Source organism: Pseudoflavitalea rhizosphaerae, assembly GCF_003991355.1.
GTDB lineage: Bacteria > Bacteroidota > Bacteroidia > Chitinophagales > Chitinophagaceae > Pseudobacter > Pseudobacter rhizosphaerae.
The window spans coordinates 138,701-163,188 of record NZ_RCSU01000011.1 but is presented as its reverse complement, the minus strand read 5'-3'; the positions used below and the strand labels follow the sequence as shown (position 1 = coordinate 163,188).

At 47.2% G+C, this 24,488-nt stretch carries 24 protein-coding genes; 8 read left to right on the top strand and 16 right to left on the bottom strand.

Translation table 11 applies throughout. From position 1 onward, the window contains the following. The first annotated feature begins 51 nt into the window (after nucleotides 1–51). The gene (locus tag D9Y29_RS18935) at nucleotides 52–699 is read left to right on the top strand and encodes a response regulator (RefSeq protein ID WP_127131144.1); all 648 of its coding nucleotides are present in this window, start codon (nucleotides 52–54) and stop codon (nucleotides 697–699) included. 388 nt (nucleotides 700–1,087) lie between these two features. Here the strand turns inward: D9Y29_RS18935 and D9Y29_RS18930 are convergent, their stop codons facing one another. From D9Y29_RS18930 to D9Y29_RS18895, 8 genes are all read right to left on the bottom strand, one after another. Further along, nucleotides 1,088–3,112, bottom strand: a complete 2,025-nt coding sequence (locus D9Y29_RS18930) for a M1 family metallopeptidase (protein ID WP_127131142.1) — start codon at nucleotides 3,110–3,112, stop codon at nucleotides 1,088–1,090. Between the two features lie 88 nt (nucleotides 3,113–3,200). Further along, nucleotides 3,201–3,944: an SDR family oxidoreductase gene (locus tag D9Y29_RS18925; protein WP_127131140.1), complete on the bottom strand. Its 744-nt coding sequence runs from the start codon at nucleotides 3,942–3,944 to the stop codon at nucleotides 3,201–3,203. Further along, nucleotides 3,941–4,861 carry a ketopantoate reductase family protein gene (locus D9Y29_RS18920; RefSeq protein ID WP_206513827.1) on the bottom strand — a complete coding sequence of 307 codons (921 nt, stop codon included), beginning with the start codon at nucleotides 4,859–4,861 and terminating at the stop codon, nucleotides 3,941–3,943. Before D9Y29_RS18920 ends, D9Y29_RS18925 begins: the two co-directional genes overlap by 4 nt. Before the next feature lie 115 nt (nucleotides 4,862–4,976). Next, on the bottom strand, nucleotides 4,977–5,429 hold the full coding sequence (locus D9Y29_RS18915; RefSeq protein WP_127131136.1) for a PepSY-like domain-containing protein: 453 nt from the start codon (nucleotides 5,427–5,429) through the stop codon (nucleotides 4,977–4,979). A gap of 59 nt (nucleotides 5,430–5,488) precedes the next feature. Further along, the gene (gene rsmI / locus D9Y29_RS18910; RefSeq protein WP_127131134.1) at nucleotides 5,489–6,154 is read right to left on the bottom strand and encodes a 16S rRNA (cytidine(1402)-2'-O)-methyltransferase; all 666 of its coding nucleotides are present in this window, start codon (nucleotides 6,152–6,154) and stop codon (nucleotides 5,489–5,491) included. Then, complete coding sequence (gene purS, locus D9Y29_RS18905) at nucleotides 6,154–6,402, bottom strand: phosphoribosylformylglycinamidine synthase subunit PurS (RefSeq protein WP_127131132.1); 249 nt, start codon at nucleotides 6,400–6,402, stop codon at nucleotides 6,154–6,156. The genes rsmI and purS overlap by 1 nt, the downstream gene beginning before the upstream one ends. A 45-nt stretch (nucleotides 6,403–6,447) precedes the next feature. After that, entirely contained in the window at nucleotides 6,448–7,221 is a 774-nt protein-coding gene (locus tag D9Y29_RS18900; RefSeq protein WP_127131130.1) for a CDP-alcohol phosphatidyltransferase family protein, read from the bottom strand. A gap of 15 nt (nucleotides 7,222–7,236) precedes the next feature. Next, the gene (locus D9Y29_RS18895) at nucleotides 7,237–8,529 is read right to left on the bottom strand and encodes an aminopeptidase P family protein (protein WP_127131128.1); all 1,293 of its coding nucleotides are present in this window, start codon (nucleotides 8,527–8,529) and stop codon (nucleotides 7,237–7,239) included. Nucleotides 8,530–8,756: 227 nt separating this feature from the next. Here D9Y29_RS18895 and pckA point away from each other — a divergent pair, with 227 nt between their 5' ends. Both pckA and D9Y29_RS18885 read left to right on the top strand, forming a co-directional pair. After that, nucleotides 8,757–10,361, top strand: a complete 1,605-nt coding sequence (pckA, locus tag D9Y29_RS18890) for a phosphoenolpyruvate carboxykinase (ATP) (RefSeq protein WP_127131126.1) — start codon at nucleotides 8,757–8,759, stop codon at nucleotides 10,359–10,361. A 143-nt stretch (nucleotides 10,362–10,504) separates the two neighbouring features. Next, nucleotides 10,505–11,056, top strand: a complete 552-nt coding sequence (locus D9Y29_RS18885) for a DUF922 domain-containing protein (RefSeq protein ID WP_127131124.1) — start codon at nucleotides 10,505–10,507, stop codon at nucleotides 11,054–11,056. Nucleotide 11,057: 1 nt separating this feature from the next. Here D9Y29_RS18885 and D9Y29_RS18880 read toward each other — a convergent pair whose 3' ends face one another. Together D9Y29_RS18880 and trpS are read right to left on the bottom strand one after the other, a co-directional pair. After that, a complete protein-coding gene (locus D9Y29_RS18880) occupies nucleotides 11,058–11,693 on the bottom strand; it encodes a deoxynucleoside kinase (RefSeq protein WP_127131122.1) in 636 nt (211 codons plus the stop codon). Between the two features lie 124 nt (nucleotides 11,694–11,817). After that, nucleotides 11,818–12,828 carry a tryptophan--tRNA ligase gene (gene trpS, locus D9Y29_RS18875; protein WP_241237983.1) on the bottom strand — a complete coding sequence of 337 codons (1,011 nt, stop codon included), beginning with the start codon at nucleotides 12,826–12,828 and terminating at the stop codon, nucleotides 11,818–11,820. 100 nt (nucleotides 12,829–12,928) lie between these two features. Between trpS and gatC the strand changes: the two genes are divergently transcribed. From gatC to D9Y29_RS18860, 3 genes are read left to right on the top strand one after another with little or no spacing between them, the layout of a single operon-like run. Next, nucleotides 12,929–13,225: an Asp-tRNA(Asn)/Glu-tRNA(Gln) amidotransferase subunit GatC gene (gene gatC, locus D9Y29_RS18870; RefSeq protein ID WP_127131120.1), complete on the top strand. Its 297-nt coding sequence runs from the start codon at nucleotides 12,929–12,931 to the stop codon at nucleotides 13,223–13,225. Nucleotides 13,226–13,235: 10 nt separating this feature from the next. Then, a complete protein-coding gene (locus D9Y29_RS18865; protein ID WP_127131118.1) occupies nucleotides 13,236–13,940 on the top strand; it encodes an ABC transporter ATP-binding protein in 705 nt (234 codons plus the stop codon). Between the two features lie 26 nt (nucleotides 13,941–13,966). Beyond that, entirely contained in the window at nucleotides 13,967–14,527 is a 561-nt protein-coding gene (locus D9Y29_RS18860) for a cob(I)yrinic acid a,c-diamide adenosyltransferase (protein WP_127131116.1), read from the top strand. On the opposite strand, the gene D9Y29_RS18855 is transcribed toward D9Y29_RS18860, so the two are convergent. Beyond that, entirely contained in the window at nucleotides 14,524–15,174 is a 651-nt protein-coding gene (locus D9Y29_RS18855; RefSeq protein WP_127131114.1) for an ABC transporter ATP-binding protein, read from the bottom strand. The two genes, D9Y29_RS18860 and D9Y29_RS18855, sit on opposite strands and share 4 nt — an antisense overlap. Before the next feature lie 228 nt (nucleotides 15,175–15,402). On the opposite strand from D9Y29_RS18855, the gene D9Y29_RS18850 reads away from it, so the two are divergent. Beyond that, nucleotides 15,403–15,624, top strand: a complete 222-nt coding sequence (locus D9Y29_RS18850; protein WP_014221625.1) for a DUF2795 domain-containing protein — start codon at nucleotides 15,403–15,405, stop codon at nucleotides 15,622–15,624. A 272-nt stretch (nucleotides 15,625–15,896) separates the two neighbouring features. On the opposite strand, the gene D9Y29_RS18845 is transcribed toward D9Y29_RS18850, so the two are convergent. The 5 genes from D9Y29_RS18845 to D9Y29_RS18825 form a co-directional block, all read right to left on the bottom strand. Next, a complete protein-coding gene (locus D9Y29_RS18845) occupies nucleotides 15,897–16,709 on the bottom strand; it encodes an enoyl-ACP reductase FabI (RefSeq protein WP_127131112.1) in 813 nt (270 codons plus the stop codon). 64 nt (nucleotides 16,710–16,773) lie between these two features. Beyond that, on the bottom strand, nucleotides 16,774–18,432 hold the full coding sequence (gene recN, locus D9Y29_RS18840) for a DNA repair protein RecN (RefSeq protein WP_127131110.1): 1,659 nt from the start codon (nucleotides 18,430–18,432) through the stop codon (nucleotides 16,774–16,776). 195 nt (nucleotides 18,433–18,627) lie between these two features. Beyond that, nucleotides 18,628–20,151, bottom strand: coding sequence for a tetratricopeptide repeat protein (locus tag D9Y29_RS18835; protein ID WP_241237982.1), 1,524 nt, complete (start codon nucleotides 20,149–20,151; stop codon nucleotides 18,628–18,630). A 101-nt stretch (nucleotides 20,152–20,252) separates the two neighbouring features. Further along, nucleotides 20,253–21,008, bottom strand: coding sequence for a zinc ribbon domain-containing protein (locus tag D9Y29_RS18830; RefSeq protein WP_127131108.1), 756 nt, complete (start codon nucleotides 21,006–21,008; stop codon nucleotides 20,253–20,255). Between the two features lie 45 nt (nucleotides 21,009–21,053). Then, a complete protein-coding gene (locus tag D9Y29_RS18825) occupies nucleotides 21,054–22,151 on the bottom strand; it encodes a Nif3-like dinuclear metal center hexameric protein (RefSeq protein ID WP_127131106.1) in 1,098 nt (365 codons plus the stop codon). Between the two features lie 111 nt (nucleotides 22,152–22,262). Here D9Y29_RS18825 and D9Y29_RS18820 point away from each other — a divergent pair, with 111 nt between their 5' ends. Beyond that, the gene (locus D9Y29_RS18820; protein WP_127131104.1) at nucleotides 22,263–24,008 is read left to right on the top strand and encodes a tetratricopeptide repeat protein; all 1,746 of its coding nucleotides are present in this window, start codon (nucleotides 22,263–22,265) and stop codon (nucleotides 24,006–24,008) included. Nucleotides 24,009–24,488 lie beyond the last annotated feature (480 nt).

Below are 24,488 nucleotides of genomic sequence, written 5' to 3'. Positions count from 1 at the left end.
ACTACCACAAAGTGGTATTATTGGTGTATCGAAAAGTTTGAAATTTGCTGAATGGACATTACAATTTGTATCGTTGACGATAATAAGGATATCCGGTCCGCACTCGAACAGATCATTATCATGTCTGAAGGGTATCGTTTGATCGGAAGTGTGGGCTCCGCAGCGGAAGCCATGGACCAGATACCAAAACTGAAACCGGATATTGTTCTGATGGACATAAATCTTGGTGAAGGTGAAAATGGCATAGATTGTGTGCGTCAACTGAAGTCCGAATACAAAGACATTCTGTTCATGATGTGTACGGTTTATGAAGATGATGAAAAGATATTTGAAGCATTGAGTGCAGGTGCAAATGGTTATATATTGAAAAAGACAGCACCGCATAAACTACTGGAAGCAATCCGCGAATTACAGGATGGAGGCGCTCCGATGAGCAGCCAGATCGCCAGAAAAGTAGTGGCGGCTTTTCAGCAAAAGCAAAAGAATCCCACAGAAGCTCCGGAATCATCTACACTGAATGTTCTCTCTAACAGGGAAAAAGAAATTCTTGAATTACTGGCCAAAGGCATGTTGTACAAAGAAATAGCCGCCAGCTTATTCATCAGCCAGGAAACAGTCCGCAAGCATGTGTATCATATCTACGAGAAACTGCACGTGAACAACCGCGTTGAAGCCATCAACAAATTCTTCGGCAGATAGGCTTACCACAAAGTGGTATTGCAGTACCTGCAACATCCGTTTACCTTTGTTAACCTTCCGGGAAAGGCATCGTATAGCCAAATCAAAATATTGATCGGCATTGCTGATTGTACGTTTTTTTCTGTGCAAGAAACCTGGGAACACAGAACATTAACCTTACCTTATCTTTAACCGGAACAGTCCGTCCATTTGGGCGGGCTGTTCTTTTTGTATAATAAGAGGGAGTTCGGGGGGCCCAGTTGCTCGCCTCCGGCGAGTGAGTTCTATTGGTTCGCCTCCGGCGAACACTGCGTCGCCGGAGGCGACTAAATACAAGTCACTCGCCAGAGGCGAGCGACTGGCAGCACTCCGGCCTATTTAGTCAGCCCCTGGCAACGCTCCGATCAATCTACCATTTGAACTCCAGTTTATTATCGTTCCTGTCTATATCCGCCAATCTTTTGGAAGGATCGATCTCCAGGCTGCTGATCTCAGTCAGCGGTTTATCGATCAACACTTCATAAGTGGGATTGGTCCATCTCCAGGGCTCATGTTTGGTGAAAGATGCTTTTGCATATTCATTCTCTTTTGCGCCGAACATGAGATACATTGGAATGTATGCAAGATGTTTGCTTCCATCTTTGAAAGTGGCCATCAGGTCAATAGGCATGGGAAAATAACCAACACGTCTGAGACGCACTTTGGTACCCTTTCCTTCGCTCCAGATACTATCGATCTTGTAGTTGATGGTTTTGGTGGTGTTAACGAAATATTCGCGGTACCAGTCGAGCTGCATATTGCTTTCCTTTTCTGCAACACGGATGAAGTCGTTCACATTGGGATGCTTGAACTTCCAGGTATTATAGTATTCATGCAGGATCCTGTCGCGAACAGGAGCGCCTACAATATAGCCAAGTTGCTCCATGAACACTTCTCCTTTTGAATAAGCGGCAACACTGTAGCCGTAATTGGTTTCGAAGTGATCTGCATGCGTTGTAAGTGGCTCTTCAAACCGGCTTCTGGCGAGATTGATATACCCTTCATAAGAGTCGGAGTGAGGGTTATCATCGCCATTGAAAATATCTGCGCGTTTGTAGCCTTTGTCGATGGTTTTCTTGCGGGGACCCGTTCCGGTTGTGCTTTGCTCCACCACAGTTTTGGAAACGCCCCTGTAGTATTCAGATACCAGAGCTTCTGCATAGCTGGTGAAGCCTTCGTCCATCCACGCATACTCAGACTCGTTAGTAGCCAGCATTCCCTGGTACCAGCTGTGCAGCCATTCGTGGAAAACAGTTCCGAGGCTTGAGCTTACAAGTAAAGTGGACATTGGATATTCCATGCCGCCATCGCCCCCGTGAATGAATGAATATTGTTTGTAGGGATAAGCGCCGAAATTAGCTTCAATGAAAGGCAGAACAGTTACTGCAGCATCGGCAACAGTTGTCCATTTTGCTTCATAGTCCTTCACATAGTTTTCATATTTTCCCTTATAGCTGTTCTGTTTTACAGTTTCTGAGAGACGGTCATATTGCGCTTTCAGGAAGCCGTCACCGGATTTGAACAGCACATGAATGGTTGGACCGTTCTGGACCTGACGACTGATATGCTTGTAATCAGGATCTGCAGCCCACATGAAATCATGCACATTAGGCGCATTGAATTTCCAGGTGAGGGTTTTGCCGGAAGCAGCAGGTGGTTTGGTACCCGGCGCTTCGTATCCATGACCGATCTGTTGTGCATTGAGAAGATAACCTGTTCCACCGATAGTGTAGTTCTTATCGATGGTGATGTTCACATCATAATCGCCCCATACACCGTAAAACTCACGAGCGATATAAGGATCGGCATGCCATCCTTCAAAATCATATTCACACAGTTTGGGATACCACTGGCTCATGGAGTAACGGACACCCGTATTCGGGTTGTCCCTTCCTGCACGGCGGATCTGCAAAGGCACCTGCGACTCAAAGTTCATATCGAACACAACCTTTGATTTCGGCAGGATGGGTTTGCTGAGCACTACTTCCAGGATGGTTTCATGCATGATGTATTGCTGTTTCTCTCCATTCATGGTAAGAGAAAGCACTTTCTGATAACCGATCTCATCGGGTTTGAGATGTTGGATCCTGTCTTTCACACGTGAATCCCAATCAGGTCTTCTTGTGGGGGAATTGGTGCCCATTTCGCGGCTGCGCACATCCATCATACTGCCAGGCTGAAACGCATTCCAGTAAAGATGATAGAAAACGCGTTTAAGTGTGTCAGGAGAATTATTGGTGTATTCCAGTTTTTGTTTGCCGGTGAATTGGTTCGTGTTCACATCCATGTTAATGTCCATAGTGTATTTAACACGTTGCTGCCACCTGTCGGCCTGTGCCCGGGAAGTGGCCACTGCGCTGAATCCCATGACAAATAAGAGAATGTGTTTTCGCATTTTTTCCTCAGTTTAGATGTTGAAATTTCCCAAATAGCGGGTTAAGGTAGGCAAAAAAGCAAAAAGATGGGCGGCTTAACAAAACATTTCAACGTCCGCCGCCGAGATCGATGAAACTGCCTGTTGCATAAGAAGATTTATCAGATGCAAGCCAAAGTATGGCTTCGGCAATTTCTTCGGGCTGGCCTCCGCGTTTCATCGGCAGGGATGCTTTCAATCTGTCTACACGTCCCCGCTCTCCGCCATCTGCATGAATATCTGTATAGATCAGCCCGGGCCGAACTGCATTCACGCGGATCCCTTCTGCAGCTACTTCTTTTGAAAGACCGATGGTGAATGTATCGATGGCGCCTTTGCTGGCAGCGTAATCCACATACTCATCAGGCGAGCCCAGCCTGGCAGCAATAGAAGATACATTGATGATAGTGCCACCTTTGCCTCCATGTTTCGTAGACATTCTTTTAATGGCTTCACGCGCACAAATGATCTGTCCGGTGATATTGGCTGCAAAGATGCGGTTCAACCTGTCTGCCGTCATGTTTTCCACCCGCATTTGTTTTTCCAGTATGCCTGCATTGTTGACAAGGCAATCCAATGTTCCAGGTTGCCTGTCCGTTTCTTCAAAGAGCCGCACCACTTCAGCTTCAACGCTAATATCAGCCTGTATGGCAATGGCATTACCCCCACTGGCTTTGATCTTATTCACCACAGTATCCGCTGCAGGTTTGTTCTTGTTGTAATTCAGCGCTACGGCATACCCGTTAGCAGCGGCCAGCAAAGCTGTTGCAGCGCCAATGCCGCGGCTGCCGCCGGTAATCAGCATGATCTTCATCGATGGAGTTTTGATTTAAGTAGTGTGAGTTCGCCCAGCAGGCGGGTTTCACGAACCAGATGTTGTTTGTGCAATCTCTGGGCAATGGCCGCCACTTCCAGGTTAAGCGTTTCTATTTCCGTTTCCCGTTTGTTCAGAATATCCTGGTAGGTTGATATCAGCTGTCCATCCGATGAACGGCTGATCTGTAACAGACTTGCTTCCACTTCGTCCGAATGCAAACGAATACCTTCCGCTGCAGCTATTTCAACACATTCTGCAATCACCCTTTTTGCAAGCGCAAGCGCATTTTCATCGCGATGGAAAATTCCGTTATCGGTTTCCAGCAATGGACAAATGGAATTGAAAACACAATTACTGATCGCTTTCTTCCAGATCACAGGTTGGATACTTTTCTCCGCTCTGAAAGGAAACTGAACGGTATTCAACTGCTCTGCTGTTTCATTCAGCAACTGCTCATTGCCTTTGACAACACCCATTGCCGAAGCTGCAACAGGCTTGAAACGCACAAGACCGGTATCAAGGTTTTGACTGGTGGCAAAAAGTACCGTCCGGAAAACATTGCTGAACCCTTTTTCGAGAAAGGGTCTTTCAACACCCAGACCATTTTGCATGATCACAATGGGAGCATTCAACAGTTTGGATTGCAGCGTTTCGCTCAATTGCGCATTGCCAAATGATTTATTGGCAAGTACGATGATACCATCTTCCAGCGACTGGAATTCTTGAAGGGAACTAATGGAAATTTCTGTTGGCGGCCATTTGCCGGAAGGTGATTCTACAACTATCTCCTGTAACTGCGGCGGGGCATCGGCAACACTTCCACGAATGATACAAACCTCATGGCCATTGAGTTTGAGGGCTACTGCCAGCACTTTACCGATTGCTCCATACCCGATAATATAAATTTTCTTCATAATGGGTAGATTTCCGGTGTAAACAAATATATGTAGCGAACTACATAATTCAAAATAAAAGGAAATGCCAGCCGCATCATACGGCTGGCATTCATGTATGCTGATTGATAATTGTCTACAAAGTGATATTGTCTTTCAGCAATCTTCCATCGCTGCTGAACAACAGGTTCTTCTTTTGCAGATCGCTTTTCCTGATATGCAAACGGTATTCAACCTTATCTCCCGGAACCTGTATCTTGTAAGCTTCATCCAGTTCCCATTCAGCATATTTGCTCTTGCTGAAGCCGTCTTTCACTTCGCCGGGAACATCGGTTACACCAATTTCGCTTTCGGTACTTTTCCATTCTCCCTTATTGGAGAACCTTGCTTCATACTCCGTTTCGCCTTCCTTGAATTCGGCCACAAAAACGGTCATCTTATCTTTCCATTCCACATCCTGTGCATTGGGATATTTCTTTTTGAATGCCTCTGTTACTGCTGCAGGAACTTTCCGCAATTGAGCAAAGAGGGTATTTTGCGCCACAACCAGCAATGCGATGGTCATGAACAAAGCGATGCTCTTCTTCATATCGATTATTGTTTAATGAAGAAGATGCAAATATCAAACCGCAAAATGATAAGGGAATCTTAATCCACACCTGCCACAACGATCACGATCTCGCCTTTCACTTCTTTTTGTTTGAAGTGAGTGGCTACCTCAGTAAGTGTACCGCGTGCATTTTCTTCGAACATCTTGGTGAGTTCGCGGCTGACGCTGCATTGGCGGTCCGGCCCGAAATAAGTAATGAACTCTTCCAGTGTTTTCACCAGGCGGTGCGGGGATTCGTAGAAGATCATGGTGCGTTCTTCCACGGCCAGTTTTTTCATCATGGTCTGACGACCTTTCTTGAGCGGGAGGAAACCTTCGAATGTAAAGCGGTTGGTGGGGAGTCCGCTGTTCACGAGTGCAGGAACAAAAGCTGTGGCGCCGGGGAGACTTTCCACTTTCACACCTGCTTTGGCGCATTCGCGCACTAACAGAAAGGCAGCGTCTGAAATGCCGGGCGTTCCTGCATCCGACACCATCGCTATTTTCTTTCCACCCTGCAATTGATTCACCAGGTGCTGTAAAACCTGGTGTTCATTGTGCTGATGGTAAGGACTTATCGGCCGCTGGATCTGATAGTGGTTGAGCAGTTTCACCGTGGTACGGGTATCCTCAGCCAGTATCAGATCCACCTGTTTCAACACTTCCAGGGCTCTTAAAGTAATGTCCTGGAGATTACCGATAGGAGTAGGAACAATGTATAGCACTATTGTTGAACGTGGATTTCAAAATATTCCATCACTTGATTGGCCAACAGTTTTTTGGTGGCTTCTTCTGCAACCTGCTTTGCCTTGTCTGCATTTTCAGCTTCTACCTGCAGGGTAATGCTTTTTCCGATACGTACATCCTGGATGGCGGTGATCCCCAGGTTCTGTAAACCTCCTATCACTGCTTTTCCCTGAGGGTCGAGTAATTCTTTCAGCGGCATTACGGTCACCTGAACTGTATAGGTCATTTTTGTGCGATTTTAAGGCGCAAAACTATGTGAAATTGATGAGTTTTAGTGCGCGGCTGCTTCCTTTTTTGCCACTGCCAGTGAGAGTATCACATACAGCAGGAACACTACAGGCACTGCCAGCCATTTCAAAAAGATGCCCGCTACTATTGCTACAATCAGTAAAATAAGTTTCGGCAGGTTATTCTTAATTGAAAAATCCCTGAACTTGAGCGCCATCAATGGCAGCGTGCTTACCATCAGCCAGCTCAATACAATGATCATGGCATACAGGGTCCATTTATAAAGCAACACTCCATTCAGATCAAAATAATTGTAGAGCAGGATCAGCGGCAATGAAGCCACTACCAGGCCGGCAGCGGGTATGGGCACGCCTTTGAATCCGTAGGACTGCGACTTATCTACATTGAAACGCGCCAGCCTGTACGCACCTGCACAGGGAAAAATCACGGCAGGCATGAGCGCCCATACAGAAACATCCAGCCCATCTTCAGTTCCGATAAAACTGATGCGCAGCAATTGATAGAAGATCATGCCCGGCGCAACGCCAAAGCTCACCACATCAGCAAGTGAATCCAATTGAGCGCCGATCTCCGAAGTGGCTTTGAAGATCCTGGCCACGAAACCATCCAGGAAATCAACAATGGCGGCAATGCCGATGCATACAGATCCCCACCAGATCTTTTCTGGCAATTGCGCCACCCATGTGCCCTGCTCACTACTGGTAACAAGGGTTTCGCCGGTTTGAAGGATCAGGATAATGGCCATACACCCGAACACGAGGTTCAGCAGTGTAAATAAATTGGGGATCTGTTTCATAAGTTGGTTGGAAGGTTATTTTTTCTTCATCAATGCTTCGATCTCTTCTACTGTGATGGGGATCTTTGCCATCAGGTCTTTATTGCCGGTTTTGGTCACCCACACATTGTTCTCGATGCGGATGCCCATTTTTTCCTGTTCAATGTAAATGCCGGGTTCGATCGTAAATACCATGCCGGCTTTGATGGGAGCAGTTCTCGTTCCCAGGTCATGCACATCTATACCCAGGTGGTGGCTGATTCCATGATAGAGATACTTACGATAAGCGCGATTATCCTTGTCTTCGTTCTTCACCTCTTCCTTGCTGAGCAATCCAAGCTTGATGAAAACTTTAGTGGCTTCATCGCCTGCTTTCTCAGTATAATCGTTGATGGTAATACCGGGTTTGAGAATGCTTTTGCAGTAATTATGGATCTGCAAACAACCGTTGTATACTTCTTTCTGGCGTTTGCTGAATTTACCATTCACGGGTACAGTACGCGTCAGGTCTGCATTGTAGCCACCATACTCTGCACCGAAATCCATCAGGATCAGTTCGCCGTCCTTACATTCCTGGTTATTGTTAACGTAGTGGAGTATGCGCGCATTGTCTCCACTGGCAATGATGGAACCATAGCCGGGCCTTGTTGCACGGCGACTGAGAAATCCATGCCAGATCTTCGCTTCGATCTCATATTCCATCACGCCGGGGCGGATGAATTTGAGAAGATCGATGAACGTATCTTTTGTAATATCGATAGCCTGCTGCATCACTTCCACTTCCAGCGGTGTTTTGATGGCGCGCAGATCTTTCATGATGCGGGCGCTGCGTTTGTAGTTGTGAAGCGGGTAACGCTGCTTCATCTCCTGGATATAACGGTAATCCCTAACCGGTACCAGGTTCGCCTTTCGGTCGTTCTCATTTGAATTGAGATAAATGGTATCTGCGAGATGGATCCAGGTTTGGAGAAGTGCATCCAGCATATCGAGCCAGATGATGGTTTTGATGCCGGAGATCTGGCGCGCTTCTTCTGCCCTCAGTCTTTTACCGTCCCATTTTTCTTTCATTTCATTTGGTCGTACCAGCACCAGTACTTCGCGGAAACGGGGGTCGGGATTATCAGGGAAGAGCACTATCATGGAATCTTCCTGGTCTATTCCACTGAGCCAGAACAGATCAGAGTTCTGTTTGAAGGTATGGATGGCATCGCCATTGGTGGGGAGTTCATCATTACTGTTGAAGATAGCGATCGAATTTTTATCCATACTGGCCACAAATCGCTTCCTGTTCTGCACGAAAATGTCCTGATTAAGAGGAAGATATTTCATTATGTAGTGAATTGAAGGTGTAAATGTAATAAAATGAGTATTTAGTATTTATTCAACCAATTGCATAAGGTTTTGTAAATTGCTACAACGAACAATTGTTAGTTGAATAATATTCAATACAAGCCCCCAAAAACATGCATTTCATTCAATTTTACCGGAATATGGGGCTTTGTTTTGAATATTTTTAAATTCTACCTTTGTCGCCTAACTTAAACAATGCTTGTTTTATGTCAGTACCAACTGTTAACATTCCCATTCAAGAATTAACCAGGCTTGGGTTAAAGGAGACTGCTACACTCCACTATCAACTAAGCCCCGAGGAGCTTGTGCAGGACTCGCTGCGCACCGGAGAAGGCGTTCTCAACGATACAGGGGCACTGGTGATTCAAACCGGCGAATTTACCGGCCGCAGTCCGAAGGATAAATTCACTGTGAAAGATGAGACCACAGAAAGCACTGTGAACTGGAACGATTTCAACCTCCCTATCGAAGAAAAATATTTTCATGTGATCCGCGAAAAGATCGTGGCCCACCTGAACAAGGCCAATGAATTGTGGGTGCGCGATTGCTATGCCTGCGCCGATCCGAGGTATCGTTTGAACATCCGCGTGGTGAACGAAAAGGCATTTACCAATCTTTTCGCTTACAATATGTTCCTTCGCCCAACGGAAGAAGAACTGGAAAACTTCCAGCCTGAGTGGACCATCCTCTCGGCTCCTGAACTGAAACTGGACCCACAGGAATGCGGCACCCGTCAGCACAATGCTGCCGTTGTCAGCTTCAAACACAAAATGATCCTCATTGCCGGCACCGGTTATACCGGTGAAACCAAGAAAGGTATCTTCTCTGTACTGAACTATATCCTGCCTCACGATAAAGGCGTACTGAGTATGCACTGCTCCGCCAATATGGGTGAGAATGGAGACACAGCATTGTTCTTCGGATTGAGCGGAACCGGCAAAACCACACTGAGCGCAGATCCCAACCGTAAACTGATTGGAGATGACGAGCATGGCTGGACCAGCGACAATATCTTCAATTTTGAAGGTGGTTGCTATGCAAAGACCATCGACCTGAGCGAAGAGAAAGAGCCTGAGATCTTTCATGCTATCCGTCCCGGCGCCCTGGTAGAGAACACCACTTTCTTCCCCGGCACCAAAACCATCGATTTCTCCAGCAAACAGATCACAGAGAACACAAGGGTTTCCTATCCCCTCAATTATATCAGCAATGCACTGGAGCCATCTATCGGTGAGATCCCGCAGAATATTTTCTTCCTCACCTGCGATGCATCCGGTGTACTGCCTCCTATTTCAAAGCTCACGCCTGCACAGGCCATGTACCAGTTCATCAGCGGCTATACGGCCAAGGTAGCCGGAACAGAAGCCGGTGTAACCGAGCCGAAATCCACATTCAGCGCCTGTTTCGGAGCGCCCTTCCTTCCACTCCACCCTGGTCAGTATGCTGCCATGTTGGGCGATAAGATGAAGAGGCACCGCGTGCGCGTGTGGCTGATCAATACCGGCTGGACGGGCGGCCCTTATGGAACCGGCAGCCGTATGAAACTGTCTTACACCCGCGCCATGATCTCTGCTGCGCTGGAAGGCAAGCTGGACAATATGGAGTACCATCACCACCCCATCTTCGGCATCGCTATTCCGGAAGGATGCCCTGGTGTACCTGCGGCACTGCTTGACCCACGCAATACCTGGGCCGATAAAGCCGCTTACGACAAAGCAGCCAAAAACCTGGCCGCCCAGTTCGTAAAGAATTTTGAAAAATATGCCTCCGGCGTTCAGGAGGAAATCCTGGCCGCTGCGCCTAAAATTTAGTCCGGAAATAGCTATTCTATATCATGTTTTTTCATGACATTAGATAGCCCAAATTTCCCGGACAACCGGCCTCCAACGATTTTTGCCAATGAAACTCCATCCCCGGATGGAGTTTTTTTTATTTTCTTAGCTTTACGCTAATTATGCAAACATTCATCCTGATCTGGTTACTGAGCTGGCAATCCGTACAACAACAGCCGCCCTCCATATCCTGGAGTGAAACGCGCAAGCTGAGCTGGGACGACTTCAAAGCGCGCCCAGACGCAGCTTCAGCCAATGCTGCCATGACCAACAGCATCATCAATATCGAATTCAATTTCGATGAAACCAGTCTTGATTACACCATCAGCTGCCGCTTCGATAAAAATCGTTCATGGGTAAAGGTTAGAACCGCTCCTGTGCTCCAACACGAGCAGGGACATTTCGATATTGCCGAGATCTTTGCCCGGAAACTGGCAAAGGAAATGAAGTCGTACCGATTCAATCCCGGCACAGTACAGCATGATGTAAACAATATTTACGACCGTATCATGGCCGTATACCAGAAAAAACAGCAACTGTACGACCAGGAAACCGATTTCAGCCGCAACAAGGAGAAACAGGCGGAATGGCTCACAAAGATCAGCACTGATCTCAAATCACTGGAAGCATTTGCCGCTTATGGCAAACAACAGGTGATCTCCATTAAGAAATAGCTTAGAACAAACCGTAGAGTTGTGAATCGATCTTGCTGATGATCTCTCCCAGGTGCTCTTCATTTTCCGGGAATTTATTCTTGTCTATATCGATCACCAGCAATGGACCTTCCTTGTATCCATCGATCCATTTATTGTAAAAATCGTTGAGGCGTTTGAGATAGTCCAGCCGGATATTCTCTTCGTATTCGCGTCCGCGCTTCTGGATCTGCGCCACCAGTGTGGGCACTGAGGCGCGGAGGTAGATCATGAGATCAGGCGGCTGCACCATGCTCTTGAGTGTTTCGAAGAAAAGGAAATAATTATCGAAATCACGTTTGCTCATGAGACCCATTTCGTGAAGGTTGGGTGCGAAAATATAGGCATCTTCATAAATGGTGCGGTCCTGTATAACGGTTTCGGTACCACGATGAATATCGAGCAACTGATTGAGACGGCTGTTTAGGAAGTAGATCTGGAGATTGAAGCTCCAGCGCGGCATGTCTTCATAGAAATCCAGCAGATAGGGATTGTGGTCTACATCTTCAAACTGAGGGATCCAGCGGTAATGCTTGCTGAGCAGTTCTGTGAGGGTAGTTTTCCCGGCACCGATATTACCTGCAATCGCGATATGCTTTGGTTTCTTGCTCTTTGCCATTTTTGTGTTGAATGATAAGAATATGGTAAATGCCTCACCCCCTTGCAGCAGTTGTAACTGCCCTGGCAATGAGAAATTAAGGTATCGATTCTTTTTGGAATTTGGACTTTAGCACCGGGCTTTTTTAATAATAGTTCAGGCCCATGGCATCTCTCACCAGCAGCATGGTGGCCTGTGCACTTTTGCGTGCTTTGGCGGCTCCTTTTTCCATGATCTCCCTGAGGTATTTTTCGTCTGTGCGGATAGCTTCGGCTTTCTCGCGGATGGGACTGATGAATTTCACCATGTCTTCCGCCAGTTGTTTTTTGAGATCGCCATAACGGATGGTGCCGTTATTGAAAGTGTTCATGAAATGCTCTATCACATCAGGAGTGCAAACCAGTTTCATCAGGCTGAACAGGTTTGAAATATTCGTACTCATCGGAGCGCCGGGTTCTGGTGCGCCACTATCTGTTACAGCTTTCATTACTTTTTTGCGGATCAAAGCATCATCATCGGAAAGATAAATGGTAGCAAACTGGTTTTCGCTCTTGCTCATTTTTCCGGCGCCGTCGAGGCTGGGCACTTTCACCAGCTCATCACCGTAGTTGAAAGCGTGCGGTTCAGGGAACACTTCACCAAAACGATGATTGAAACGGTTGCCGAAATTGCGGCTCATTTCGAGATGTTGTTCCTGGTCTTTTCCCACAGGCACTAATGTAGCGCGGTGTAAAAGGATATCCGCTGCCTGGAGTACCGGATAAGTGAGCAACCCTGCATTCACATTATCGGGATGTAGTTTTGCTTTTTCCTTGAAGGTGACTGTTTTTTCCAGCTCACCCTTGTAAGCCAGCATATTCAGGAGCAGGTAGAGTTCATTGGTTTCGTAAACATGGCTCTGGCAATAGAGAGCAGCTTTATCAGGATCGAGGCCGCAGGCAATGTTCTCCGCCAGTACACGGGCAACGTTCGACTTCAGCTCTTTTGTTTCTGTGAGGGTGGTAAGGGCGTGCAGATCAGCAACCATGAAATAGCAGGTGAACTCGTTCTGCATACGAACGTAATTGCGCAGGGCGCCAAAATAATTCCCCAGGTGAAGAAATCCCGTTGGCCTGATGCCACTCATGACTATCTGTTGTTCTGCTCCTTTTTCCATAAGGGGGCGAAGATAAGAAACGTTGGCGTTTTTAAAGTGTAACAAACCTTTTATCCTATTCTCCCGAAAAGTCTGGCAAAACCAGTTATTTTTGTTAAGTATGGAAGTAAATGACGCAATGGTAGAGAACCTGGCCAACCTGGCGCGGCTCCAGTTCAGCGAAGCGGAAAAAGAAATTATTTCGAATGACCTGCAACGAATGATCGCTTTCGTCGACAAACTGAATGAGCTGGACACAACGGGTGTGCCTCCCCTCTTACACATGACAGACAACTTTAATGTATTGAGGGAAGATGAGGTCAAAGGTTCCATCTCAAGAGCAGAAGGCCTGAAGAATGCTCCCGGCACCGATGGTGTTTTCTTCAAAGTGCCTAAAGTAATCAGAAAAGAAGGCTAAACCGATCCGCATGCAATCAATCATCCACCTCGAAGGTATCCGCAAGAGTTATTACATGGGCAAACAGGAATTACAGGTACTGAAAGGTATCGACCTGGATATTATGAAAAATGAGTACGTAGCACTGATGGGCCCTTCCGGCTCGGGCAAGAGTACCCTCATGAATATCCTCGGTTGCCTGGACTCACCCACAGGTGGTAAATACGTATTGAACGGACATGATGTAAGCAAGATGGCAGACGATAGCCTGGCGGATATCCGTAACAGGGAGATCGGTTTCGTATTCCAGCAATTCAATCTCCTCCCCCGCCTGACTGCACTCGAAAATGTAGCCCTGCCACTGGTGTATGCCGGTATCGGCCGCAAACAGAGAACGGAAATGGCCATGGACGTGATCGGGAAAGTTGGATTGCAAGACAGAAGCCATCATAAACCAAATGAATTGTCCGGTGGTCAGTGTCAGCGTGTAGCCATCGCGCGTGCGCTGGTGAACAATCCTTCACTGATCCTTGCTGATGAACCCACCGGTAACCTGGATACGAAAACTTCTATCGAGATCATGGATATCTTCGGGAAGATCCAGGCTGGTGGCAACACGGTTGTACTGGTAACCCACGAAGAAGATATCGCCAACCACGCAAAACGCATTGTGCGACTGCGTGACGGCCTCATTGAAAGCGACAAAACGCAGGCAGGCACTCTTCAGCATGCGTAAGCGCAGCACTTTTCAACACCAATATCATGTCACTCAAGATCTATACAAAAACCGGCGACAAAGGAAACACTTCCCTGATCGGCGGCACCAAAGTTCCCAAATCAGATCTCCGCATAGAAGCATATGGAACGGTGGATGAGCTCAATTCATTCATCGGTCTCAGCCGCGACCTCATTTCGGATGAGCCGGCGCGTGAGTTGCTGCAATCCGTGCAGGACAGGCTCTTTGTTGTAGGCGCAGCACTTGCCTGCGATCCCGAAAAGGAACCCAAAATGAAGATCCCGGATTTATTGCCGGACGATGTTACCGCACTGGAAAAAGCGATCGACAAAATGAATGAAACACTGCCCGTGATGAAATTCTTCATCCTGCCGGGCGGTCATCCTGCTGTATCGCAGTTACACATTGCACGTTGCGTCTGCCGGAGGGCCGAACGCTGTTGTGTGAGGCTGGAGCTGGAAAGTCATGAAGTAGAACCCATCATTTTACAATACCTCAACCGCCTTAGCGATTATCTTTTTGTATTGGGCCGCTATGTTGGCCATACCATGGGCATTTCCGAGATTGCGTGGAAGCCCCGGGGTTAGATGATATTCCCATCTTTCATGTGAAGGATCCTGTCGCTCATCTGCGCCAGTTCTTCGTTATGCGTAACAATCAGGAAGGTCTGGTTGAATTGTTTGCGCAGGTCGAAGAAGAGCTGGTGAAGCTCCCTTGCATTGGCTGAGTCCAGGTTACCGGTAGGCTCATCCGCAAATACGATCCTGGGACTGTTGATCAGGGCGCGGGCTACGGCTACACGTTGCTGTTCACCGCCGGAGAGCTCATTGGGTTTGTTATTGGTGCGGTCTCCCAGGCCCAGGGTTTGCAGGAGATGTACGGCGCGGTCCGCTACTTCCTTCTTTTTTCTTCCGGCGATCCAGCCGGGGATACACACATTTTCCAAAGCTGAGAATTCCGGAAGGAGGTGGTGGAATTGGAAAACGAATCCGATATGCTTGTTACGGAATGCCGCAACCTGCCGGTCGTTCAGGAAATTGATGGCCTGCCCGTTGATAGAAACCTGGCCTTTATCCGGCTTATCAAGGGTGCCGAGTATATGCAGGAGTGTACTTTTCCCGGATCCGGAAGGGCCTACAATGCTGGCAATTTCGCCCTGGGCGATATTGATGTCCACTCCTTTCAACACCCATAACTGACCGTAATTCTTCTGAATACCTGTGGCAGATAACATACGTTGAGGATTAACGAATAAGGCGTCAAGATACTACAATCCATCGGCCCGGAAGCCAGTTGAAATGGGGAGCGGGAAAATTTAAGAAAATGTTCCGTCCACTTCTTAAAGATAGATTTGGTTTTTTCAATTAGAGGGTTACTTTTGCGAAAAAATTGGTATCCTGAGGTATCGTATCTTTTTTAAAAATTTCTCTAATTTCCAGATAAACAATTAAAACAGGCAGACATGTTTTGGACACTTGAATTAGCCTCCTACCTGGAAGATGCTCCCTGGCCTGCAACCAAAGACGAGCTGATTGACTATGCTATCCGCAGCGGCGCACCCATTGAGGTAGTAGAGAACCTTCAGGAGTTGGAAGACGAGGGGGAGATCTATGAGGGTATTGAGGACATATGGCCCGATTATCCCAGCCAGGATGACTTTTTCTTCAACGAAGACGAGTATTGATCCCCGGGCGCGGATCTTAAAATTATTGAATGAGTGAAGGCTGTCTGATTACAGGCAGTCTTTTTTATGCCCGTAAGAAATCAGCGTGTGGCCAGTCGCTCGCCTCTGGCGAGTGACTTGTATTTGTTCGCCTCCGGCGAACACCGCGTCGCCGGAGGCGACTAAACAGAAGTCACTCGCCAGAGGCGAGCGACTGGCCACACTCAAAGTAAAAGGGCCAACCTGTTTGGTCAGCCCTTTATTGTAAAACCTTCAACTATCAATAACAGCGTTTATTTTTCCATTTGATCAATCACCTCTTGTGTAACGCCGGTGAATGAGAATCCACCATCGTGGAAGAGATTTTGCATAGTCACCATTTTGGTGAGATCACTGAAAAGTGTTACCAGGTAATCAGCGCAATTGTCTGCTGAAGCATTCCCCAGCGGGCTCATCTTTTCAGCATAGCTCATGAAGCCATCAAACCCTTTCACACCACCGCCTGCAGTTGTTTTTACCGGGCTTTGTGACACGGTATTCACGCGTACTTTCTTACGTACACCATAATGATATCCAAAGCTGCGCGCTACGCTTTCCAGCAATGCTTTGGCATCAGCCATTTCATTGTAATCAGGGAATACACGTTGTGCAGCGATATAAGTTAATGCAGCTACGCTTCCCCACTCATTCAGCGCATCCATATCCCAGGCTGTTTTCAGCACACGGTGAAGACTGAGGGAAGATATATCGAGTGTTTTCTGACTGAAATTATAATCGAGATCAGTGTAATGTTTTCCTTTACGCACGTTCATGCCCATGGCAACGGAGTGAAGAACAAAATCGATCTTACCACCGAAATGCGCCATCGCTCCTTCGAACAGTTTCTTCAGATCGTCCATATTGGTTACATCAGCAGGAATTACAGGGGCGTTCACTGCTTCTGCCAGTTTGTTGATCTCTCCCATGCGCATGGCTACAGGCGCATTGGTCAACACGAGCTGGGCTCCTTCTTCATGACAACGCAGTGCAGTTCTCCAGGCAATAGACTTTTCATCCAGTGCTCCGAAGATGATCCCTTTCTTTCCTTTGAGTAAGTTGTACGACATAATGGTTGTTTGTACTTTATTATAGGTTTTTCGTTAGCGGCGGTAAATGTATAACATTTACACTTTAGTTCATCACCATTTCACGGGCATTCTCCAACGCAGCAGCCGTAGGTTTCTCCCCGCTCAGCATCTGCGCGATGGCAGTGATGCGCTCTTCCCTGCTTAGTTCCCTGATATTCGTTTTGATCTGCCCGCCCCTTATCTCTTTGTACACGAAGTAGTGTGCATCGGCCTTTCCGGCGATCTGCGGCTGGTGGGTGATACTGATCACCTGACGTTTCTTTGCCAGGTCCTTCATTATAATGCCCACTTGTTTAGCCGCCTCACCGGAAATACCGGTATCGATCTCATCAAAGATCAGCGTGGCCAGGTCAAGCGATTGAGCCACCAGCGATTTGATGCAAAGCATCAGCCTGCTCAATTCACCACCACTTGCCACTTTCCGGATGGGCTCAAACCGGTTGCTTTTATTGGCATCGAAGAGGAATTCGATATTGTCTGCCCCATGGTCCTGCAGGTTAGCACAAGGCTGAATATCCACCTGCAATCTCGCATTCGGCATACCTACCTGCGCCAGCAGCTTGTTCACCGTGTCCTGCAAAGGCTTCACCTGCTTCTGACGTTGCGCAGTGAGTTTGGCCGCTAATGCAACAGCTTCATCCTGCAGTTGGGCAGCGGCTTTTTCTTTACTAAGGATCGCATCATCGATATTCAGTACAGCCTGTAATTTATTATCGAGCTGATCACGGATCTCCAACAGTTCATTGGTGGTTTTCACACCATGTTTCTTCAGGAGTTTGTAACCAGTGGAGATCCTATCATTGAGTTGCTCCAGTTGCTGCGGATCGAAATTCACTTTATCATTCAGTCCTTCGATCTCATCGGCAATATCCTGGATCTCTATCTGCGCGGATTGTAATCTTTGCAGGATAACGGGAATGGCTGTGTGCAATTCGGAGAACGACTGCAACTGATGACAGAGCGCTTTGAGTTGCTGCACCATCGGTTGCTCGCCTTCACTCAATTCAAATGAAACCTTATTGAGTGTATTCTTGATGCCTTCTGCATTACTGAGCAATTTAAGATGGGCTTCTGCTTCCTCCAGTTCATTTTCACGAAGCCCTGCTTCCTGCAATTCGTCGAACAGGAATTTGTTGTAATCGAATTCTTTGGTGAATTGATTTTTCTGTTGCAGCAATTCTTCCAGTTCCTGTTTGGTATGATACCAGTGCTGGAATACAGTTTTGTATTGCTGCAGCTGATCGGCAGTACCGGCCATGGCATCGATCACTTCGCGCTGGAAAAGACTTTCACCCAGTTCCAGTGTATCGAACTGACGATGCAGGTCAACCAGTACATTGCTGAGTTGACGCAGTTGCTCCAGGTTAACTGGGGTATCGTTCACAAAGGCGCGGCTCTTGCCATTGGCAGCGATCTCGCGGCGGATCACCAGTTCCTCTTCGGCATCAAGATCATGCTCGCGCAGGAATTGTTTGATCACCTTCCTGCCTTCGGTAGCAAAGGTGCCTTCCACCACACATTTCTTTTCCTTGTTCAGCAGAACAGATGGATCTGCACGGTCGCCGAGTATCAGCGACAAAGCACCCATGAGTATTGATTTACCAGCGCCTGTTTCACCGGTGATGATATTCAGCTTTGCAGAGAATGCGATCTCCAGCTCATCGATGATGGCGTAATTCTGGATGTGAAGACGTTTAAGCATAGGTGGAGGCAAATTAATTTGAAAAACTGAGAATCGGAAAAATTCACGCAACATCAGGTTGCTGCAGTCGCTCGCCTCCCGGCGAGTGACCAGTATTGGTTCGCCTCCGGCGAACACTGCGTCGCCGGAGGCGACAAAATAGAAGTCACTCGCCAGGAGGCGAGCGACAGCCAGCCCTCTAATTTCCCCAGCCCACTAATTTCCCTTGCACCTGGCTACTCCTGCCTTGGCGCGCTGGTCCAGAGAGTTCTTATAATCATGGTCGGGCATTTTCATACAACGCTCGTACCAGGTAATGGCGGTTGTTTTATCTCCCTTCCCTTCATAGAGCATGCCCAATTGCAATGCCGCACGGGCGGCGAAATATTCTTTCCGGAGTTCTCCCAATTTGATGGCTTCCTTATAAAATGGAATGGCTGCCGTATCTGCTCCCATATCATCATACAATCTTCCAACACGATACGACAGCTCCAATTTATCTTCCACGGCATGATAATCTGAAACTGATTTTCCATGCAGGAGGCGAAGCGCTTCTTTATAATAACCGCCATCGTTCAACAACCTGGCCTGTAATAAAGTCTTGTTGGGCCACCTGCCGGTCTTCGCTTCTTTCTGCGCCTGCTTGTCTGCTTCCGTATCTGTATTGCCACGTTTGAGCACTTCGGCACGGTACCAGTTGGCTTTCTCCTGGTCTCCCGCCAGGTAATAATGCCAGCTCAGTTTTTGTAAGACATCCTTAACGTAGAATTTCCCTTTGAAATTTTTCAGGAACTTATCGAAATATTGTGCGGCATCGGGCTGCAGTTTGTGCAATTTCACATAACCCATTTCCAGGTCCCATATGGAAGTGGAAAGATATTCGGACCCTTTATTCCTTTTTTCCAGAATATCCTCTGCACGTTCACTGTCCTGATTATTCAATGCAAGGTTACTGGCAAGGTATGCAAAGAGATGATTGTTCACCAGGTCCAGCTGCTGGCTTTTAATAAATTTTGCAACGCCTTCTTTATTGTTCTGAATATAGAATTGTAGATAGCAGTAATAAAAGATGGATTCATCGTGAAAGAGGTTTTCCCATTCATCGTTTCCCCTCACGAATTGTTCAACACTTCTCATTCCTTCTTTGATATTGCCTTTCATACCGAGCAGGTTGGAAAGCCATTTGTAACCATCGGGAATAGTGCCAACCGTTACCTGCATAGCTCCGTGGTACAATTTATTGGGTGAGAACGAAGGGAAATTTTCGAGATTCTCTTTTGCCTGCAAAAAGGAGCGGCGGAACTCCCAACCTGCATCCCATCTATAACCGAATTTGATCCTGATAGCAGCCCATTGAAAATGGACCACTGCTTTGGAGTACAGGAAGAAAGGCGAATCTGTGGGCCCCTGGTCGAAAAGGGCCAGTCGCTGATCGCGGTTCGGAAATCTTTTCTCAAATTCTTTCGGGTCTTCATTGAAGAAGAGCACGAAGAAATCGATATAGTTTTCCAGCAGGTAAGGCACCAGGTTATTGGGATGCTTTTGTTTTTCTTCATCCAGCATCTTTTGTCCGTTCTGCAGTTTGAGGCTCAGGATCTCTTTGTAAGCGGTACGGCATTCATTATTGAAATCGAAAACCTTTTGCGCCCGGGAGGAAAAGGTAAAGAGACAGAAGAACATGCTTGCAGCAAGCAAGCGAAGATATTGGCGATGGGAGGCATAGAGCAGCACATTCGTCATGCTGCAATATAGTACATAAAAAAACTCCCCCCATGAGGGAGGAGTTTACTGCCAAAATATTACTAAGGTACAAAAACACGAAGTCGTGCTGTTCGCGGGCCTTACTTCACATCAACTGAATCGAACAGGTCCCTGTCAACGAGGATACGTCCGCAGTTCTCACAAACGATGATCTTTTTGCGTTGACGGATCTCACTCTGACGCTGAGGGGGGATCGCATTGAAGCAACCACCGCAGGCATCACGTTCTACCGGTACAACGGCCAGGCCATTGCGGTAGTTCTTACGGATGCGGTCGAAAGAAACGAGCAGGCGCTCTTCCACTTTCTCGCGGGCATCGGAAGCCAGCTTGGCGAAGTGTTTTTCTTCTTTCTCAGTTCCGGCGATGATCTTTTCCAGTTCTGCTTTTTTGGTGTTCAATACACCATCTTTATTAGCGATGTTCTTTTTTGCTTTGTCGAGTACCACCACTTTGTCTGCGATCTCTTCGTTTGCATCGCGGATATGTTTTTCAGCCAGCTTCATCTCCAGTTGCTGCATTTCGATCTCTTTGTTGATCGCTTCGAACTCGCGGCTGTTCTTTACATTCTCGCTTTGCTTTTCGTATTTCTTGATCAGGGCTTCTGCTTCCTTGATCAGGTTCTTCTTGGAGTTGATGAACTCCTGAATACCGTTGATCTCTTCCTCAATACGTGTCTGGCGGGCATTCAGTCCCTGGATTTCATCTTCCAGATCGCTCACTTCCATCGGCAACTCACCTTTCAGGATCTGGATCTCGTCTATTTTAGACTCAACTTTTTGCAGAGAAACCAGTGAGGATAATTTTTCCTCAACAGAATATTCTTTTACGTTCGCCATATTGTTTGATAAAGATTATAAAGTTTATTTCCGGGCCCAACAGGATCAATAAAAGTAATTGACCGGGTTGGTTGGTACACCCGATTTAAGGACGGCAAAGGTAGTGAATTTTTCCCGCAAAATATCAACCAGCAGGTCTGTGGTAAACTGTTCGCTTTCAAAATGGCCAATATCTGCGATTATCATCCTTCCATTGGCATCGAAGAACTCGTGGTACTTCATATCGCCGGTAATATAAATATCCGCGCCGGCTCCTAATGCCTTGAAAACCAGAAAACTGCCCGCGCCTCCGCAAAGAGCCACCTTCCTGACCGGTTTCCCGGTAAAAGGCGTATGGCGGATCACATGGAGGTCGAAACGCTCTTTCAGGAAGCCAAGAAACTCTGGTTCAGTTTTGGGGGCAGCCAGCTCGCCGATCAATCCGGCGCCCTGCCCGGGATGGGCATTGGCCAGGCTCACCACATCATAAGCCACTTCCTCATAGGGGTGCGACTTAATCAAAGCCTGCACCACGGCGGATTGCAGCCAGGCGGGGAAAATCACTTCAAGTTTGGTTTCCCTTTCCTGGTGGCGCTTGCCCTGCTCACCTACAAAAGGATTGGCCCCTTCGCCTGCCCTGAATGTGCCAGTGCCCTCCACTCCGAAACTACATTCACTGTATTTACCGATCTCTCCGGCCCCGGCATGGAAGAGGGCATCCCGCACTTTCTCTGCATGGGCATGCGGAACAAAAGTGAATAATTTTTTCAGGGTGCCTTCTTTGGGAGATAAGATCCGGCGGTTGATCAGGTCCAGCCTGTCTGCCATCCGGCCATTCACACCACAGATCACATGGTCCAGGTTAGTATGTATGGCATAAATGGCAATATCATTCTTGATGGCTGTGATAACAGTCTTTTCTACATAATTCTTTCCATTGATCTTTTTCAGCCCTCCGAAAATGATGGGATGATGCGCCACTACCAGGTTGCATCGCTTGTCGATAGCTTCAAGCATCACATCTTCAGTGGCATCCAATGTACAGAGTACGCCTGTACACTGCCATCCGGCCTGTCCGGTAAGAAGTCCCGCATTATCATAACTCTCCTGCAATGCAGGCGGGGCGATCCCTTCAAGATAACTGATCACTTGTTGAATGGTCATGTTGCGAAGGTAGGCAACCCGGCCGCTTTTAATAATATTATAATCTTTTTAAGCGTGTTTTAATCGGTTTTTTCTTTATTTCGCTCACCAATTCCCCGGAAAAACCGCTTATTGGATCCCTGTATCTATAATCCTAAGAAAAAGATGCTGAACCTGAAACCCGGGACTACTGCCGTATTCCTCATGACACTGCTGATGCTGTTTGCATTCTGGCCAGGTATTGCCCATACCGGTGATTCCCTGACGAACAAACTTTCGCGCACAAAAAAGCCTGACCAACAGATCGCCATCCTTCACCAACTCTACCAGATCTCCCGATACGAAAACATTCATGAAGCTGAAAAATACATGATGTCTGCCATCGACATCGGAATGAAAACGAGCAATACAGCTTCATTGGTGACCAGCTACCGGCAACTGGCGGCGCTGTATGAGCAGCAGCGCAATTACATGCAGGCACAGCTATTTTACCAGGAAGCTCAGAAAACGGCTGTAGAGTCAGACATGGCAGAAATACTTCCTGAACTTAACTATCATATTGGTGTAGCGCTTTGCCGGCTGGACAGATATGCGGAAGCCCTTACTTATTTACAGCATGCATCGCTGGCCGGCTCACCGGAACAACAGGTGATCCGCCCCAAAGCAGCGCTGTTCCAGGCTTTCTGCTATTTTGAAGCGGAACAGGAAGACAAAGCATTTCAACAGATCGATTTACTACTGGGTACAGCAAAAAAAGCGGAAGCCCTTCCACTCTTAGCCTTCTACAATTATGAACTGCAGTATTTCTGGAGCCATCGCAAAGAGTGGGCAAAGGCATTGCCGCTAAACGAAGCCGCTATCCGGCTTTTCATGGAGCATAACAATGAGCACTATGCGATTTTGGCCATGAAAGACAGGGCCGATATCTACCTGACGCTTGACAGCGTAAACCGCGCTGTCGATTATCTCCGCCGCACACTGAACAGCATCAACAGCGCAGGTACCTTCAATTATCTAAAGCCTTCCATCCTCGATGGCCTTGCTACCTGTTATCGCAAGCTCAACGATAATATATTGAGCCAGTCTTACGAAAGACAATCAAAAATGCTGCGCGACAGCATGTCTGCGAAAGGAAAAGCCGCTATGATGCCCATCCAGAGCGTATCTTATCCGGGTGTGCTTCCATATAAGAAAAGCAGCATCGGCGGACTCAACAACTGGCAGGGCAGGTTGACGCCACTCCTGTTGCTTGCATTCGGCAGCCTGAGCGTTGTGATCTGGTTCCGGTACAGAAAGATGAAAGCCAATATCAGCCGGGAAAAAGCAGCAGCTCTCGAAACTGCCAGGCTGGTAGCAGAACAGGAAAAACAGATCGCTCTCCGCGAAGCATATGAACAACTGGAAAAAGAAAAAGAAGTTGCTGTACATGAAGCCAGGGGACTTGTAGAAAAAGTGAGGGAGGAAGCCAGGACCCTGCAGGCGCAGATTGCCACCAGTTCCGTACTGCTGGCCAATAAAACAGATTACCTGCAACAGTTGCAGGAGAAACTTCATACCAGCAATAATGAAGATTGCCGTCGTTTTGCAAAAGAGATCAGGAGTAATATCGGCGACAACGATTACTGGGGTGAATTCATCCGCAGCTTCAACCTGCTGCATCAGCATACAATCGACAAGATCACAAAAAAGCATCCTGATCTCACTTCCAATGAAGTAAAACTGACCTGCTTCATTTTAGCAGGGATGAACAACAAAGAGATCGCCGGTGTGTTTTCGGTTGAGCCTGAGAGTGTGAAAAAAGCCAGGTACAGGCTGAAGAAAAAATTGAAACTGACGGAGGAAGAAAGTTTAAGGTCTTATCTCGAACAGCTGCAATAATCCTGGAACAAAAGCGGCCCGCCACAATCATTCAGAAAAAACCGCCTAACGGATACAAACAATCGATTATATATTTTTCTGTAATTATCAGCCCGATCCCATTCATTGTCCCCTTATTGACTACCTCAAATGGAGTTTTTTCCAATGATCTACTATTTGTCCTCCGCTGTTTTTTTGAAAAGAGTTGATATTTCGCAAGATTTGCCTACCAACAAGAACATCCAAGATCCTATCACAAAAATTACTGTTCCATTTTCCGCTATAGATCATAGCAAAGGTTAAAGGGCAGGGCACAAGGGCAATATCCATCATTCTATCGAAGACAATCCAGATCTATATCCAATGAGCCCTGGATTCAATGCCTATCAAGACCAATCTGATCGTTGTCCTTGATCCTGTTTAATGAACAGGGTTATTTAAAGGGTTTAAAAATGGCGGTGTTTACCGCCATTTTTTGTTTTGACATCCCATCATTTATAC